We start from the raw sequence: 15,523 nt of genomic DNA on the forward strand, positions 1-15,523 counted from the left end.
CGATGCGCGAGATCCAATGCAGGCTGCTGATCCTCGGCGCCGGCCCCGGCGGCTATGTCTGCGCCATCCGCGCCGGGCAACTGGGCGTCGATACCGTCATCGTCGATGCCGAGCCGCCGGGCGGCACCTGCCTCAACGTCGGCTGCATCCCCTCGAAGGCGCTGATCCACGCGGCCGAGGAATTCCACCGCATCGCGGCGCTGTCCTCGACTGCCGCGATGGGCATTTCGGCCGGCCCGCCGACCCTCGACCTTGCCGCCACCATGGCCTGGAAGGACGGCATCGTCAGCCGCCTGACCGGCGGCGTGGCAACGCTGTTGCGCAAGGCCAAGGTGCGGCTGGTGACGGGCATGGCCACCATCCGCGACGGCAAGACCGTCGAGGTGGCGACCCCCGAAGGCCCGGTCCGCATCCGCACCGAGGTGCTGGTCATCGCCACCGGCTCGGAACCGATCGAGATCCCGTCCCTGCCCTTCGGCGGCAAGGTGATCTCCTCGACCGGGGCGCTGGCCCTGACCGAGGTGCCGGAACGGCTCGCCGTGGTCGGCGGCGGCTATATCGGGCTGGAACTGGGCATCGCCTTCGCCAAGCTCGGCGCCGCGGTCACCGTGGTCGAGGCCGGGCCGCGCATCCTGCCGCAATATGACGCCGAGCTGACCCGGCCGGTCGCGCAGCGGCTGACGGCGCTTGGCATCCGCGTCCTGACCGGCGCCCGCGCCGGCGGCCTGTCGGACAGCGGCGCCCTGCGCGTCGCCGCCGCCGACGGGGCCGAGGAGATCGCCGCCGACAAGGTGCTGGTCACGGTCGGCCGCCGCCCCCGCGCCACCGGCGCCGGCATCGACGGGCTGCGCCTGGCCATGGCCGGCCCGTTCCTGAAGATCGACGAGCGCTGCCGCACCTCGATGACCGGCGTTCTGGCCATCGGCGACGTGACGGGCGAGCCGATGCTGGCGCATCGCGCCATGGCCCAGGGCGAGATGGTCGCGGAGCTGGTCGCGGGCCAGCCGCGCGCCTGGGACAAGCGCGCGATCCCGGCGGTCTGCTTCACCGACCCGGAAATCGTCAGCGTGGGCCTCGGCCCCGACGAGCTGCGCAGCCAGGGCCATGAGCCGCTGACCGGCCTGTTCCCCTTCGCCGCCAACGGCCGGGCGATGACGGCGGATGACGAGACCGGCTTCATCCGCGTCACCGCGCGGCCCGACACGCATGAGGTGCTGGGCATCCAGGCGGTCGGCGCCGGCGTCGCGGAAATGGCCGGCGGCTTCGCGCTGGCGCTGGAGATGGGCGCGCGGCTCGAAGACATCGCCGGCAGCATCCACGCCCACCCGACCCGGGGCGAGGCGCTGCACGAGGCCTGCCTGCGCGCCTTGGGCCACGCGCTGCACATCTGAAGGCCGGCGCGCCCGCGGAACCGGGCGCCCGCCTTGGCGGTTCGGCATCACCGATCACGCGAAGGACAGCACGATGCAGGACCTGCAATTCACCCCCGGCCGCAACTGCTGGCGGGTCGCCACGGCGCGCTGCTTTTCGGTCATCGTCGACGGCGCCGATTATTTCCGCGCCCTGCGCGAATCGTTGCTCAAGGCCCGGCGGCTGGTGATCCTGATCGGCTGGGACTTCGACTTCGAGATCGAGATGCTGCCCGGCGAAAGCGACGCCGACGGCGACGCGCCCGACGGCATGCCGAACCAGATCGGCCCCTTCCTCGACGCGCTGGTGGACCGCCGCCCCGGGCTCGACATCTACCTGCTGAAATGGAGCGGCGGGGCGCTGATCGCGCCGGGCGGGCTGTTGCCGGCGGCGCGAATCAAGTTCCTGTCGCCCGAACAGATCCACCTGGCCTTCGACGGCCGCCACCCGATCGGCGCCTGCCACCACCAGAAGATCGTCGCCATCGACGATTCGCTGGCCTTCTGCGGCGGCATCGACGTGACCGACGGGCGCTGGGACAGCCGCGGCCATACGCCCGGCGACCCCTGCCGCCGGCTGCGCGACGGCGCGGTGGCCCAGCCCTGGCACGACGCCACCACGGTGATCTCCGGTCCCGCCGCCGCCGCGCTCAGCCGGCTCGGCCGCGCCCGCTGGGCCCGCGCCAACGATGCCGAGATGGACGAGGATTTCCGCCCCGGCGCCGACCTGTGGCCCGACAGCATCCCGGTCGGCTTCCACGACGTGCCCATCGCCATCGCCCGCACCCAGCCGCCGGAATCCGACAAGCCCAGCATCGCCGAGATCGAGCATCTCTATCTGGACAGCATCGCCGCGGCCCGCGATTGCATCTATCTGGAATCGCAGTATTTCGCCGCCGACAGCATCACCGCCGCGATCGCCCGCCGCCTGGCCGAGCCGGACGGCCCCGAGGTGATCATCGTCAACCCCCGCGCCGCCCAGGGCATGGTCGAGGACGAGGCGATGCACGTCACCCGCAGCCGCATGATCCGCCAGCTGCGGGCGCTGGACCGGCACGACCGCTTCCGCATCCTCTACCCGGTGAATGCGGCGGGCGAGGACATCTATGTCCATGCCAAGGTCTCGATCGTGGACGACCGGCTGTTGCGCGTCGGCTCCGGCAACATCGACCGCCGCTCGATGGGCTTCGACACCGAATGCGACGTGGCGTTGCTGGCCAAGGACGCCGCCGACCGCCGCGCCGTCCGCGCGCTGCGCGACGGGCTGATCGCCGAGCACCTGGGCCGCGACCCGGCCGAGGTGGCGCGCCGCATCGACGACACCGGCAGCGTGATCGCCGCCATCGCGCAACTGAACCGCGCCACCGGCCGCCGTCTGCGCCCCATCCGCCCGCGCAAGGAAACCCTGCTCGGCAGCCTGCTGGCCGACACCCGCTTCTTCGACCCGCGCTATCGCCGCAGCGCCCAGGCCCGGCTGGGCATCACCTCGCGCCATGTCATGCTGGGCGGGGCGGCACTGGCGGCCGGGCTGTTGCTGTGGTCCAGGACCCGGCCGGGCAGGCCGCGCCAGGACTAGCCGGCGTCGCGCTCGGCAAAGGCCCAGGCGCGGAACGCCGCCGCATCCTCGGCCAGCGCCGGCGGCAGCGCCTCGGTGCAAAGCAGATAATAGTCGAACTGGTCCAGCACCGCCTCGGCCGACAGCTGCACCAGCCGGCCCGAGTCGAGGTCGTCGCGGATCATCGCCAGCGGGCACAGCGCCACCCCCTGCCCGGCCAGCGCGGCGGCGCGCAGCAGGTTGAAATCCTCGAACAGCGGCCCGGGATCCTGCGGGTCCAGCCCCGATCCCGCCTGCGCCAACCATTCCGCCCAGCCCGAGCGGTCGGTGTCATGCAACAGCCCCGCCGCCTTGATCTCGGCCACCGTCGCCGTCGCCGGCAACCGCTGCGGGCTGCACACCGGCACGCAGGCCCCCGACAGAAAGGCCAGCGCCTCGACCCCCGGCAGGCGCGGCAGCCGGTCGGCATAGACGAAGGCCAGGTGAGTCGCGCTGAAGTCGATCTCATGCCCGTGCATGGCATAGACCACGCGCAGCGCCACCTCGGGATGGCTTTCGCGGAACCGCGCCAGCCGCGGGATCAGCCAGCAGATCGCGACCGAGGGGATGGCCGCGATCACCAGAACCCGGTCCTGGCGGGCTTGGGCGATGCGCCGGCAGGCGGCGTCGATCTCGGCGAAGGACAGGCTCAGCGTCCGCGCAAGCTCCTGCCCTGCCGGCAGAATTCGCGGCCGTGCGCCGGAGCGGTCGAACAGCGGCACCCGCAGGAAATCCTCCAGGTGCCGGATCTGGTGGCTGACGGCCGACTGGGTGACGAACAGCGCATCCGCCGCCGCCTTGAAGCTTTTCAACCGCGCCGCAGCCTCGAAGGCCCGCAGCGCATTCAGCGGAGGCAGCGGCATCCCGGCCCCTTCCAGCTTGAGATTTCCTCACAGAAAGCATGAGAAACCGTCCTTTGACAAGACCGGCCTGCAACCCGATCCTGCTGCCATCCCCAAGGACAGGAGAGCCCCATGACCACCCGCGAACGGCTGCAGAACTATGTCGGCAACGGCAGCAAGGCGCAGCCGACCTTCTCGGCCGCCGAGATGCAGCGCCGCCACGATGCCATCCGCGCCCATATGGCCCAGGCCGGCGTCGATGCGGCGCTGTTCACCAGCTACCACAACATCAACTACTACGCCGATTTCCTGTATTGCCAGTTCGGCCGGCGCTACGGCTTCCTGATCGACCACGACCACGCCACCTCGATCAGCGCCGGCATCGACGGCGGCCAGCCCTGGCGCCGCACCTTCGGCAACAACCTGACCTATACCGACTGGCAAAAGGACAACTATTTCCACGCCATCCGCCAGATCGTGGGCGCCGCGAAACGCATCGGCATCGAATTCGACCATGTCACGCTCGACCTGCTGGCACTGCTGAAATCGGAATTCCCCGGCGTCGAATTCGTCGACATCGCCGCCCCGGCGATGCGGCTGCGCATGGTGAAATCGCCCGAAGAAATCGCCCATATCACCCAGATGACCCGCATCGCCGACATCGGCGGCGCCGCCTGCGTCGAGGCCACCGCCGTCGGCACGCCCGAACACGAGGTCGCGCTGCACTCCACCGCCACCATGGTGCGCGAGATCGCCAAAACCTGGCCCGAGGCCGAGCTTCTGGACACCTGGACCTGGTTCCAGTCCGGCATCAACACCGACGGCGCCCACAACCCGGTCACCTCGCGCAAGATCGAGGCCGGCGACATCCTGTCCCTGAACTGCTTCCCGATGGTCGCCGGCTATTACGTCGCGCTGGAGCGCACGCTCTTTGCCGAACATGCCAGCGACGAACACCTGCGGCTGTGGGAAATCAACTGCAAGGTCCACGACCGCGGCAAGGAGCTGCTCGTGCCCGGCGCGAAATGCGCCGACATCGCCGCCGAGCTGAACGAGATCTATGCCGCCGAAAACCTGCTGCAATACCGCAGCTTCGGCTATGGCCACAGCTTCGGCGTGCTCTGCCACTATTACGGCCGCGAGGCCGGGCTGGAACTGCGCGAGGATTGCGACACCGTGCTGGAACCCGGCATGGTCGTCTCGATGGAGCCGATGATCACCATCCCCGACCACCTGCCCGGCGCCGGCGGCTATCGCGAACACGACATCCTGGTGATCGAGGAGACCGGCAACCGCAACATCACCGGCTTCCCCTACGGCCCCGAACACCTGATCGTCCGGGGCAAGGCCAAGGCCGCCTGATCCAGGAACCGGCGGGGCCAGAAGCCCCGCCGGTTTTCGCTTTTGCCAGCACGCAAAAGCCGTCCGGCCGACCGGGAGGGTCGCGCCGTCGACGATGATCGTCACCATCATCGGTTCCCATGGGAGGAGACCATGACCGCTATGACCATCCCCGCCGCTGCGGGCCCGAACGGCGTGTCCGACGCCCAGGCCAGCCCGGCCGTCCTGCGCAAGGTTCTGACCGCCAGCTTCATCGGCAATTTCGTCGAATGGTTCGACTATGCCTCCTATGGCTATTTCGCCACCGTGATCGCCGCGGTCTTCTTTCCCGAGATCGCGCCGCAGGCCGCGCTGCTCGCGACCTTCGCGGTCTTTGCGATCTCCTTCGTCATCCGCCCGATCGGCGGCATCGTCTGGGGCAGCATCGGCGACCGCATCGGCCGCAAGACCGCGTTGTCCTGGTCGATCCTCATCATGTCCGGGGCAACGACCGTCATCGCGCTTTTGCCGTCCTATCACCAGATCGGCATGCTGGCGCCGGTGCTGCTGCTGCTGGTCCGCATGGTGCAGGGCTTTTCCGCCTCGGGCGAATATGCCGGGGCGACGTCCTTCCTGGCCGAATATGCGCCGCCCGCAAAACGCGGCTTCTACACCAGCATGGTCCCCGCCAGCACGGCCGCCGGTCTTCTGGCCGGCTCGCTGATGTCGGCGCTGCTGTTTTCGCAGCTCGAGACCGCGCAACTGCATGGCTGGGGCTGGCGGCTGCCGTTCCTGCTGGCCTTTCCGCTGGGCCTGGTCGGGCTCTATATCCGGCTGAAGCTCGAGGACACGCCGAAGTTCCGCGAGCTGGAAGCAAAGCACCATGTCGAAGCGACGCCGATCAAGGAGTTGTTCACCACCTATCGCAAGCCGATCATCCGCGCCTTTGCCGTCACCTGCCTGAACGCCGTCGGCTTCTATCTGATCCTCAGCTACATGCCGACCTATCTCATCACCGAAATGGGCATGGAGGAAAGCGCCTCGTTTCTGGCCAACAGCATCGCGCTTTTTGCCTATATCTTCCTGATCTTCCTGATGGGCCTGCTGTCGGATCGCTTCGGGCGCAAGACGGCGCTGATCGCGGCCTCGGTGCTGTTCATCGTCCTGACCGTGCCGCTGTTCGGCATGCTGGACGGCGCCAGCTTCGCGATGATCGTGCTGATCCAGGTGATTTTCGGGGCGCTGCTGACCGTGAACGACGGCACGCTGCCCTGCTTCCTGACCGAGATCTTTCCGACCCGGGTGCGCTATTCCGGCTTTGCCTTCAGCTTCAACACCGCCAATGCGCTGTTCGGCGGCACGGCGCCCTTCGTCGCCACCTGGCTGATCGGCGCCACCGGCAGCAAGACCGCCCCGGCCTGGTATCTGGTCGCAGCCGCCGTCGTGGCCCTGGTCGCCATGCTGGCCGCGCGCGAAACCGCCGGCAAGCCGCTGCGCGACTGACGCAGCACGGACGCTTGCCCCGACGCGGGCAGGCGTCCTAGGCTGGGCCCGCAGCCACAGCCGAGGCCCCCGATGCCCTTCCACGAACCCGTCGATGCCGCTCTTGTCCCGCGTTTCGCGGGACATTCGACCTTCATGCGCCTGCCCGCGCTCAGCGACCCAAGCGGGCTCGACGTGGCGATCCTTGGCATTCCCTGGGACGGCGGCACCACCAACCGCCCCGGCGCCCGCCACGGCCCGCGCGAGGTCAGGAACCAGTCCAGCCTGATGCGCCGCGTGCATCACGTCACCGGGATCGCGCCCTATGAACGGCTACGGGTGGCCGATCTGGGCGACCTGGCCGTGCAGCCCATCGACCTGATGGCGGCGCTGGCGCAGATCGAATCCGGCATCGCCGCCATTTGCGCGGCCGGCGCGCGGCCGCTCTCGGTCGGCGGCGACCACCTGACCACGCTGCCGGTGCTGCGCGCCATCCACAAGGCCGGGCGCGGCCCGCTGGGGCTGGTGCAGTTCGACGCCCATTCCGACACCAACGACAGCTATTTCGGCGGCAACCGCTATACCCACGGCACCCCCTTCCGCCGCGCGATCGAGGAAGGCATCCTCGACCCGCGCCGCATGGTGCAGATCGGCATCCGCGGCTCGATCTATGCCGCGGACGAACACCAATGGGCGCAGGACCAGGGCATCCGCATCATCTATATCGAGGAATTCGCCCGCCGTGGCGCCGACCAGATCAGCGCCGAGATTCGCATGCTGATGGGCGATGCGCCCTGCTACGTCACCTTCGACATCGACAGCATCGACCCCGCCATGGCCCCCGGCACCGGCACGCCCGAGATCGGCGGGTTGACCACGCGCGAGGCGCAGGCGCTGGTGCGCGGCCTCTCTGGGCTCAATATCGCCGGCGCCGACGTGGTCGAGGTCTCGCCGCCCTTCGACATCGGCGGCATCACCGCGCTGACCGGCGCGACGATGCTGTTCGAGCTGCTCTGCGTGCTAGCCGAGACCCGCTAGCCTTACTGCAAGGCCTTGTCGGTGATCTCCAGCACATAGGCCCCCTCGGGCGCCTTCGAGATCACCGGGTCCGAGCCGCCGCCCAGCAGCACCTTGACCGTGCGGTCGTAATCCGCCGGATCCAGCGCGCCATTGGAGCCGGCCGTCAGCTTGGCGATCTCGCCCATCATGCGGGCCTGCACCTCCAGCGTCTGCGCGCCGGTCTCGTCATTGTCGATGACGATCTGCGCCGCCTCGTCGGGATGCGCCTCGGCATATTTCCAGCCCTTCATCGAGGCGCGGACGAATTTCTCCATCTTGGCGACGAAAGCCGGGTCCTTCAGCTTGTCCTCCATGACATACAGCCCGTCCTCCAGCGTGGCGACACCCTCATCCTCATACTTGAAGGTCACCAGGTCCTCGGGCTTCAGCCCGGCGTCGATCACCTGCCAATATTCGTTATAGGTCATGGTCGAAATGCAGGCCGCCTGCTTTTGCAGCAGCGGATCGACGTTGAAGCCCTGCTTCAGCACCGTCACCCCCTCGGGCGAGCCGTCGGTCGGGATCTTCAGCGTCGCCATCCAGCTGAGGAAGGGATATTCGTTGCCGCCGAACCAGACCCCCAGCGTCTTGCCGCGGAAATCCTCGGGGCCCTTGATGCCGCTTTCCTTCAGGCAGGTCAGCATCATCCCCGAGCTCTTGAACGGCTGGGCGATATTGACCAGCGCCAGCCCCTTTTCCCGCGCCGCCAGCGCCGAGGGCATCCAGTCCACCGTCACATCCGCACCGCCCCCGGCCATGACCTGGGTGGGCGAGATGTCGGGCCCGCCGGGCATGACGTCGACCTCCAGTCCTTCCTCCTCATAGAAACCCTTGTCCTTGGCGACGTAATAGCCGGCGAACTGGGCTTGCGTGACCCATTTCAGCTGCAGCTTCACCTCTTCCGCCTGCGCCGCCCCCACCGCGAGGGCTGCCAGAGCGGCTCCGATCAGAAATCTGTTCATTCCCGTCTCCACTGTTGGTTGCCGGTTTGTCCCGGGCCGGTTGAAATCATCGCCCCCGCTGCGAGGGGTGCCAGAAGGTGACCGCCTTTTCGGCCAGCGTCATCAGGCCGAAGAAGCCGCTGCCGGCCAGCGCCGCCACCGCGATCTCGGCCCAGACCAGCGGCAGGTCCAGCTGCCCCACGGCGGTCGCGATCCGAAACCCCATGCCCCGCGTGGGCGAGCCGAAGAACTCGGCCACGATGGCGCCGATCAGCGCCAGGGTGGTGGCGATCTTCAGCCCGTTGAACAGGAACGGCATCGCCGCCGGCAGGCGCAGCTTCAGCAGCGTGTCGCGATAGCTCGCGGAATAGGTCCGCATCAGGTCGCGTTGCAGCGGATCGGTGGCCGCCAGCCCCGCGACCATGTTCACCAGCACCGGGAAGAACACCATGACCACGACCACGGCGGCCTTGGACTGCCAGTCGAAGCCGAACCACATCACCAGGATCGGCGCAATGCCGACGATGGGCAGGGCGGCGACGAAATTGCCGACCGGCAGCAGCCCCCTTTGCAGGAAGGGAAAGCGGTCCACCGCGATGGCGGTCAGCACGGCGGCGCCGCAGCCGATGACATAGCCCGACAGCGCCCCCTTCAGGATGGTCTGGGTGAAATCGCCCCAAAGCAGCGGCAGGCTGCCGGCAAGGCGCGCCGCGATGTCGGTCGGCGCCGGCAGGATCACCGGGCTGACCGCCAGCCCGCGCACCAGCCCCTGCCACAGCACCAGCAGCGTGACGCCGAACAGCGTCGGCACAAAGACCCGCGCCCATCGCGCCGCACCATGCCGGTTCGCGACCTGCACGTTCAGCGCCATGGCCGCGATCCAGAAGCCGATGGCGGCCCAGCCCTGCCAGCTCATGGCGCGAACCCCATGCGTTTCAGGGTCACCCGCTCGACCGCGCCGATCAGCATGACCAGCACTGCGGCCAGGATGGCGGCGGCGAACAGCGCCGCCCAGATCTGCACGGTCTGGCCGTAATAGCTGCCCGACAGCAGCCGCGCGCCCAGCCCCGCCGTCGCCCCCGCCGGCAGTTCCGCGACGATGGTCCCGACCAGCGCCGCCGCGATCCCGACCTTCAGCGAGGCGAACAGATAGGGCACCGAGGACGGCAGCCGCAGCATCCGCAAGGTCTGCCCCTGCGAGGCACTATAGGTCCGCAGCAGGTCCAGCTGCATCCCGTCCGGCGCCCGCAAGCCCTTGACCATGCCGACCAGCACCGGGAAGAAGCTCAGATAGGCGGCGATCAGCGCCTTGGGCAGCAAGCCCTTGATCCCCAGCGAGGCCAGCACCACGATCACCATCGGCGCGATCGCCAGGATCGGGATGGTCTGCGAGGCGATGGCCCAGGGCATCACGCTCATGTCCATCGCCCGGCTGTGCACGATGCCGATGGCGAGCAAAAGCCCCGCCGCCGTCCCCAGCGCGAACCCGGCCAGCGTCGCCGACAGCGTCACCCCGGCATGCCAGACCAAGCTGCGCTTCGAGGTGATCTTCTGCCCGGCCACGCCGTCCCACAGCCCCTTGGCGACCTGATGCGGCGCCGGCAGCACCGGCCGGTCCTGCGCCATGGTCTCGCGCAGCATTTGGCCGAAGCCGACCTCGCTGCCCGCCCGCGCCGCCTGGTCCAGCACCCAGGCCCGGTTCAGCATGACCGCCGCAGCATACCAGATCACCAGGATCGCCAGCAGCACGGTCAGGACCGGCAGGACGCGGCTCATGTCGCAATCCTTCCGCGAACGGCGCCAAACGGCGTACGCCCGGTGTACGCGCGGTGTACGCCCCGTGCATCCCCGGCGCGGGCCGCAGCCTCAATCATGGCCGTGTCCTTCGTGCAAACCCTCGCGCACCTCATGGGCGATGCGGATGAACTCGGGCGTGTCGCGAATATCCAATGGCCGGACCCGCGGCAGCGGGCTTTCGATCACCTTGGTGATGCGCCCCGGGCGCGGCGACATGACCACGATCCGGGTGGACAGGTAAACCGCCTCGGGGATGGAATGGGTGACGAAGGCGATGGTCTTGCCGGTCCGCTGCCACAACCGCAACAGCTCCTCGTTCAGCCGGTCGCGCACGATCTCGTCCAGCGCGCCGAAGGGCTCGTCCATCAGCAGGATCTCGGCGTCGAAGGCCAGCGCGCGGGCGATGCTGGCGCGCTGCTGCATGCCGCCCGACAGCTGCCAGGGGAACTTGCGGCCGAACTGCCCCAGCTCGACCAGGTCCAGCACCGCCTGGACCCGCTCGGCCTGCTCGGCCTTGGGATAGCCCATGATCTCCAGCGGCAGGCGGATGTTCCCGGCGATGGTGCGCCAGGGATAAAGTCCAGCCGCCTGAAAGACATAGCCGTAGCTTCTGGCCCGCCGCGCTGCGTCCGCCGTCATGCCGCGTACGGTCAGACTGCCGCCGGTCGGCGTCTCCAGCGCGGCGATGCAGCGCAGCAGCGTGGTCTTGCCGCAGCCCGAGGGGCCGATGAAGCTGACGAAATCGCCGGGCGCCACGGTCAGGTCCACGTCCTTCAGCGCATGGACCGGGCCGTCGTCGGTGGGAAAGGTCAGGTTCAGGTGCCGGGCCTCGATGACCGCCGGTGCCGCCTCCACCTCACACCCCGCTGGCCGGAATGCCGGCGCGCGACACCGGCCTGGGCTCGCTCAGCGCCTTCCAGGTCGACAGCGCCCGGCCGACCGCGCCCCGGGGCTCGCGCGCCACGAACTGGCCATGGCCCTCATGCGTATCGACCTTGCCCTCGGTCACCGCGACCACGCCGCGGGTCAGGGTAAAGCGCGGCAGCCCCACCACCTCGCGCCCCTCGAAGACATTGTAATCAATGGCGGATTGTTGCGCGCCGGCGGTGATGGTCTTTTTCGCCTCCGGATCCCAGACCACCAGATCGGCATCGGCGCCGACCAGCACCGCGCCCTTCCTGGGATAGATGTTCAGGATCTTGGCGATATTGGTCGAGGTCACCGCCACGAACTCGTTCGGCGTCAGCCGCCCGGTCCTGACGCCCATGGTCCACAGCATCGGCATCCGCTCCTCAAGACCGCCGGTGCCGTTCGGGATCTTGGTGAAATCGCCGATGCCAAAGCGTTTCTGCGCGGTGGTAAAGGCGCAGTGATCCGTCGCCACGCAGCTCAGGCTGCCCGAGGCCAGCCCGGCCCACAGGCTGTCCTGGTGCCGCTTGTCGCGGAACGGCGGCGACATCACCCGCCGCGCCGCATGGTCCCAATCCGGGTTGGCATATTCGCTCTCGTCCAGCACCAGGTGCTGGATCAGCGGCTCGCCCCAGACCCGCTTGCCCAAGCTCCGCGCCCGCCGGATCGCCTCATGGCTTTCCTCGCAAGAGGTATGCACGACATAAAGCGGCACCCCGGCCATGTCGGCGATCATGATGGCGCGGTTCGTCGCCTCGCCCTCGACCTGGCTCGGTCGGGAATAGGCATGCGCCTCGGGCCCGGTATTGCCCTCGGCCAGCAGCCTGGCCGACATGCTGGCGACGATATCGCCGTTCTCGGCATGGACCAGCGGGATCGCCCCCAGCTCGGCGCAGCGCCGGAAACTGGCGAAAAGCTCCTCGTCATTCACCATCAGGCTGCCCTTGTAGGCCATGAAATGCTTGAAGGTGTTGATGCCGCGCTCGGTCACGGCCTGCATCTCGTCAAAGACCTGCTCGCCCCACCAGGTCACCGCCATGTGAAAGGAATAATCGCAGCAGGCGCGCCCGGCCTTGTTGTCCCATTTCTTCAAGGCATCCAGCAGCCCCTCGCCCGGGGCGGGCAGGGCGAAATCCACCACCATCGTGGTGCCACCGGCCAGCGCTCCGCGTGTCCCGCTCTCGAAATCGTCGCTGGAATAGGTGCCCATGAACGGCATCTCCAGATGCGTATGCGGGTCGATCCCGCCCGGCATGACATAGCAGCCCGTCGCATCCAGCACCGTATCGCCCGCCAGCCCTTCGCCGATCCCGGCGATCCGCCCGCCCTCGATCAGCACATCGGCCGGATAGCTCAGATCCGCCGTGACGATGGTGCCGCCCTTGATGACCGTGCTCATGCCTCAGCCCTTCTTTGTTGCGAAAATACCCCGGGGGTCCGGGGGCAGCGCCCCCGGCCCGGCCGCGCCATCACGCGACCACCTCGGCCGTCTCCAGCACCGCATGCAGCAGCACGTCGGCCCCGGCCGCGGCCCATTCCGGGCTGATCTCCTCGGCCTCGTTATGCGAGAGCCCACCCACGCAGGGACACATGACCATGGTCGCCGGAGCCACCTTCGCCGCCCAGCAGGCATCGTGCCCCGCGCCCGAGATGATGTCGCAATGATCCAATCCCAGCCGCTCGGCCGCCTCGCGCACCCGGCCGACCAGCACCGGGTCGAAGGTCACCGGGTCGAAATGGCCGACCGCCTCGACCGAACAACCCACTGACAACGCACCACAAATCTCCTGCGCGCGCCTCTCGATCTCGGCCCGCATCCCGTCCAGCTTGGCCTGGTCGGGGCTGCGGATGTCGACCGTGAACACCGCCGTCCCCGGCAGCACGTTGCGCGAATTCGGGCTGAACTTCACCTGTCCGACACCGCCCACGGCGCCGGGCTGGGCGGCCATTGCAACCTCCTGAACCATCTCGAAAATCCGCGCCATGGCCAACCCGGCGTTCACCCGCATGTCCATGGGCGTCGAGCCGGTATGCGCCTCGCGCCCGGTCAGGGTGAATTCCAGCCACCACAGCCCCTGGCAATGCGTCACCACGCCGATGGTCTTCTGCTCGGCCTCCAGGATCGGGCCCTGCTCGATGTGATATTCGAAATAGGCATGCATCTTGCGGGCGCCGACCTCTTCCTCGCCCAGCCAGCCGATGCGCTTCAACTCGTCGCCGAAGCGCAGACCCTGCTGATCCTCGCGGGCATAGGCATAGTCCAGGTCCAGCACCCCGGCGAAGACGCCCGAGGCCAGCATGGCCGGCGCGAAGCGCGCGCCCTCCTCATTGGTCCAGTTCGTCACCACGATCGGATGCCGGGTGCGGATGCCGAGGTCGTTCATCGTCCTGACCAGCTCCAGCCCGGCCAGCACGCCCAGCACGCCGTCGTATTTCCCGCCGGTCGGCTGGGTATCCAGATGCGAGCCGACATAGACCGGCAGCGCGTCCGGGTCCTCGCCCGGCCGGGTGGCGAACATGGTGCCCATGCGGTCCACGCCCAGGCTCAGGCCCGCCTCCTCGCACCAGCGCTGGAACAGGGCGCGGCCCTCGGCATCGGCGTCGGTCAGGGTCTGGCGATTGTTGCCCCCAGCCACGCCGGGACCGATCCTGGCCATCTGCATCAGGCTGTCCCACAGCCGCGCGGAATTGATGCGGAGATTCTCTCCGGGTGCTGGCATGTCCTTGATCTCCCTGTCGGCTTCGGGGCTTCGGCCCTCTTGCGACGAATCCTTTTCTGACCGTATGGTCAGATTGCAGGAGGCCACGTTCTGACCATTCGGTCAATAAAAATTCAGCCGCAGAGGCCCGGATGAGTGCCAGTTCCGATGCAGAAGGCCCAAGAATCGGGCGACGCGAGGCAAACCGCCGCGCCACCGAGGAGGCGATCCTGAACGCGGCCGAGACGGTCTTTGCCGAAGCCGGCTTCGGCGGCGCCACCATGCAGCTGATCGCGGGCCTTGCCGGCCTGCCGAAAGCCAACCTGCACTATTATTTCGCCAGCAAGGAAGAGCTTTACCGCCGCGTGGTCGAGCGCATCTTCCAGATCTGGCTGGAGGCCGCGCGGGCCATGGACGACGCCCCCGGCCCCGCCGAGGGCATCGCTGCCTATATCGACGCCAAGATGGAGATCTCGCGCCGGCATCCGAACGGCTCGAAGGTCTGGGCCAGCGAGGTGATGCATGGCGCGCCGGTAATCCAGGACTATCTGGAGACCACGCTGCGCGACTGGACCGCCGGGCGGGCCGCGGTGATCCAGGGCTGGATCGACGCCGGCAAGATGGCGCCGACCGATCCGCAGCACCTGCTTTACATGCTCTGGGCCGCGACGCAGCATTACGCCGATTTCGGTCACCAGATCGAGGTGCTGAACGGCGGCCCGCTGGGCGATGCGGACTGGCGCGCGGCGCGGGAATCGGTCAAACGGGTCATCCTGCGCGGCATCGGCGTGGCGGTCTGACGGGAAAGGGCGACATTGGACGACGGCAATCCGGCACGGACGCGCATCCAGCGCCGCAACCGCAAGGCCATCCTGGAGGCCGCGCTGGAGGTGTTTTCCGCCCAGGGCTTTCGCGGCGCGACGCTGGACCAGATCGCCGCCGAGGCCGGGCTGTCGAAGCCGAACCTGCTGTATTATTTCGCCTCGAAGGAGGCGATCCATGCCGAGTTGCTGGCCGGCCTGCTGGATATCTGGCTGGCGCCGCTGCGCGAGTTGGACCCGGCCGGCGCGCCGCAGGCCGAGATCTTGCGCTATGTCCGCCGCAAGCTGGAAATGAGCCGGGCGATGCCGCGCGAAAGCCGGCTGTTCGCCAATGAGATGCTGCAGGGCGCGCCGCGCCTGGCCGAGGCGCTGCCCGGGCTGAAGGCGCTGGTCGACGAAAAGGCCGGCGTCATCCGCGCCTGGAGCGAGGCGGGAAAGCTGGCGCCGGGCGATCCGCATCACCTGATCTTCGCCATCTGGGCGCTGACCCAGCATTACGCCGATTTCGAGGTGCAGGTGCGCGCCGTGCTCGGCCCCGGCCACGATCCCTATGACGAGGCCGGCGCATTCCTGGACCTGCTGTTCGCGCGGTTGCTGCGGGTCTGACGCGCGGCAGCCGGGGGTTTCACACCCCCGGACCCGCTCGATAC

14 protein-coding genes are annotated in these 15,523 nt (G+C 68.4%); 7 read left to right on the forward strand and 7 right to left on the reverse strand.

What is annotated here, in order from left to right; genetic code table 11:
• Positions 1-2 precede the first annotated feature (2 nt).
• Positions 3-1,391 carry a dihydrolipoyl dehydrogenase gene (gene lpdA / locus E3D03_RS10030; RefSeq protein ID WP_263566840.1) on the forward strand — a complete coding sequence of 463 codons (1,389 nt, stop codon included), beginning with the start codon at positions 3-5 and terminating at the stop codon, positions 1,389-1,391.
• Positions 1,392-1,464: 73 nt separating this feature from the next.
• Entirely contained in the window at positions 1,465-2,985 is a 1,521-nt protein-coding gene (locus E3D03_RS10035) for a phospholipase D-like domain-containing protein (protein ID WP_263566841.1), read from the forward strand.
• On the opposite strand, the gene E3D03_RS10040 is transcribed toward E3D03_RS10035, so the two are convergent.
• The gene (locus E3D03_RS10040) at positions 2,982-3,866 is read right to left on the reverse strand and encodes a LysR substrate-binding domain-containing protein (protein ID WP_263566842.1); all 885 of its coding nucleotides are present in this window, start codon (positions 3,864-3,866) and stop codon (positions 2,982-2,984) included. The genes E3D03_RS10035 and E3D03_RS10040 overlap by 4 nt on opposite strands.
• Positions 3,867-3,977: 111 nt before the next feature.
• Between E3D03_RS10040 and E3D03_RS10045 the strand changes: the two genes are divergently transcribed.
• From E3D03_RS10045 to speB, 3 genes are all read left to right on the forward strand, one after another.
• On the forward strand, positions 3,978-5,207 hold the full coding sequence (locus E3D03_RS10045; protein ID WP_062563830.1) for an aminopeptidase P family protein: 1,230 nt from the start codon (positions 3,978-3,980) through the stop codon (positions 5,205-5,207).
• A gap of 132 nt (positions 5,208-5,339) precedes the next feature.
• Positions 5,340-6,668: an MFS transporter gene (locus E3D03_RS10050; protein ID WP_263566843.1), complete on the forward strand. Its 1,329-nt coding sequence runs from the start codon at positions 5,340-5,342 to the stop codon at positions 6,666-6,668.
• A 72-nt stretch (positions 6,669-6,740) separates the two neighbouring features.
• Positions 6,741-7,685, forward strand: a complete 945-nt coding sequence (speB, locus tag E3D03_RS10055) for an agmatinase (RefSeq protein ID WP_263566844.1) — start codon at positions 6,741-6,743, stop codon at positions 7,683-7,685.
• 2 nt (positions 7,686-7,687) lie between these two features.
• Here speB and E3D03_RS10060 read toward each other — a convergent pair whose 3' ends face one another.
• From E3D03_RS10060 to E3D03_RS10085, 6 genes are all read right to left on the reverse strand, one after another.
• A complete protein-coding gene (locus tag E3D03_RS10060) occupies positions 7,688-8,668 on the reverse strand; it encodes an ABC transporter substrate-binding protein (RefSeq protein WP_263566845.1) in 981 nt (326 codons plus the stop codon).
• Positions 8,669-8,714: 46 nt separating this feature from the next.
• Positions 8,715-9,563, reverse strand: a complete 849-nt coding sequence (locus E3D03_RS10065; RefSeq protein ID WP_263566846.1) for an ABC transporter permease — start codon at positions 9,561-9,563, stop codon at positions 8,715-8,717.
• Complete coding sequence (locus E3D03_RS10070; protein WP_263566847.1) at positions 9,560-10,423, reverse strand: ABC transporter permease; 864 nt, start codon at positions 10,421-10,423, stop codon at positions 9,560-9,562. Before E3D03_RS10070 ends, E3D03_RS10065 begins: the two co-directional genes overlap by 4 nt.
• Before the next feature lie 90 nt (positions 10,424-10,513).
• A complete protein-coding gene (locus E3D03_RS10075) occupies positions 10,514-11,299 on the reverse strand; it encodes an ABC transporter ATP-binding protein (RefSeq protein WP_263566848.1) in 786 nt (261 codons plus the stop codon).
• Between the two features lies 1 nt (position 11,300).
• Complete coding sequence (gene hydA, locus E3D03_RS10080) at positions 11,301-12,752, reverse strand: dihydropyrimidinase (RefSeq protein ID WP_263566849.1); 1,452 nt, start codon at positions 12,750-12,752, stop codon at positions 11,301-11,303.
• A 70-nt stretch (positions 12,753-12,822) separates the two neighbouring features.
• Complete coding sequence (locus E3D03_RS10085; RefSeq protein ID WP_263566850.1) at positions 12,823-14,073, reverse strand: Zn-dependent hydrolase; 1,251 nt, start codon at positions 14,071-14,073, stop codon at positions 12,823-12,825.
• A gap of 131 nt (positions 14,074-14,204) precedes the next feature.
• On the opposite strand from E3D03_RS10085, the gene E3D03_RS10090 reads away from it, so the two are divergent.
• On the forward strand, positions 14,205-14,852 hold the full coding sequence (locus E3D03_RS10090; protein ID WP_263566851.1) for a TetR family transcriptional regulator C-terminal domain-containing protein: 648 nt from the start codon (positions 14,205-14,207) through the stop codon (positions 14,850-14,852).
• 15 nt (positions 14,853-14,867) lie between these two features.
• Positions 14,868-15,479, forward strand: a complete 612-nt coding sequence (locus tag E3D03_RS10095) for a TetR family transcriptional regulator C-terminal domain-containing protein (RefSeq protein ID WP_263566852.1) — start codon at positions 14,868-14,870, stop codon at positions 15,477-15,479.
• Positions 15,480-15,523 lie beyond the last annotated feature (44 nt).

The organism is Paracoccus sp. DMF (assembly GCF_004407025.1).
Classification (GTDB): Bacteria; Pseudomonadota; Alphaproteobacteria; order Rhodobacterales; family Rhodobacteraceae; genus Paracoccus; species Paracoccus aminovorans_B.

Coding starts and splice junctions, on each gene's coding strand:
- E3D03_RS10045 (WP_062563830.1), top strand. CDS start 3,978: ATGACCACCCGCGAACGGCTGCAGAACTATGTCGGCAACGGCAGCAAG.
- hydA (WP_263566849.1), bottom strand. CDS start 12,752: ATGAGCACGGTCATCAAGGGCGGCACCATCGTCACGGCGGATCTGAGC.
- E3D03_RS10050 (WP_263566843.1), top strand. CDS start 5,340: ATGACCGCTATGACCATCCCCGCCGCTGCGGGCCCGAACGGCGTGTCC.
- E3D03_RS10090 (WP_263566851.1), top strand. CDS start 14,205: ATGAGTGCCAGTTCCGATGCAGAAGGCCCAAGAATCGGGCGACGCGAG.
- E3D03_RS10070 (WP_263566847.1), bottom strand. CDS start 10,423: ATGAGCCGCGTCCTGCCGGTCCTGACCGTGCTGCTGGCGATCCTGGTG.
- speB (WP_263566844.1), top strand. CDS start 6,741: ATGCCCTTCCACGAACCCGTCGATGCCGCTCTTGTCCCGCGTTTCGCG.
- E3D03_RS10065 (WP_263566846.1), bottom strand. CDS start 9,563: ATGAGCTGGCAGGGCTGGGCCGCCATCGGCTTCTGGATCGCGGCCATG.
- E3D03_RS10060 (WP_263566845.1), bottom strand. CDS start 8,668: ATGAACAGATTTCTGATCGGAGCCGCTCTGGCAGCCCTCGCGGTGGGG.
- E3D03_RS10085 (WP_263566850.1), bottom strand. CDS start 14,073: ATGCCAGCACCCGGAGAGAATCTCCGCATCAATTCCGCGCGGCTGTGG.
- E3D03_RS10040 (WP_263566842.1), bottom strand. CDS start 3,866: ATGCCGCTGCCTCCGCTGAATGCGCTGCGGGCCTTCGAGGCTGCGGCG.
- lpdA (WP_263566840.1), top strand. CDS start 3: ATGCGCGAGATCCAATGCAGGCTGCTGATCCTCGGCGCCGGCCCCGGC.
- E3D03_RS10035 (WP_263566841.1), top strand. CDS start 1,465: ATGCAGGACCTGCAATTCACCCCCGGCCGCAACTGCTGGCGGGTCGCC.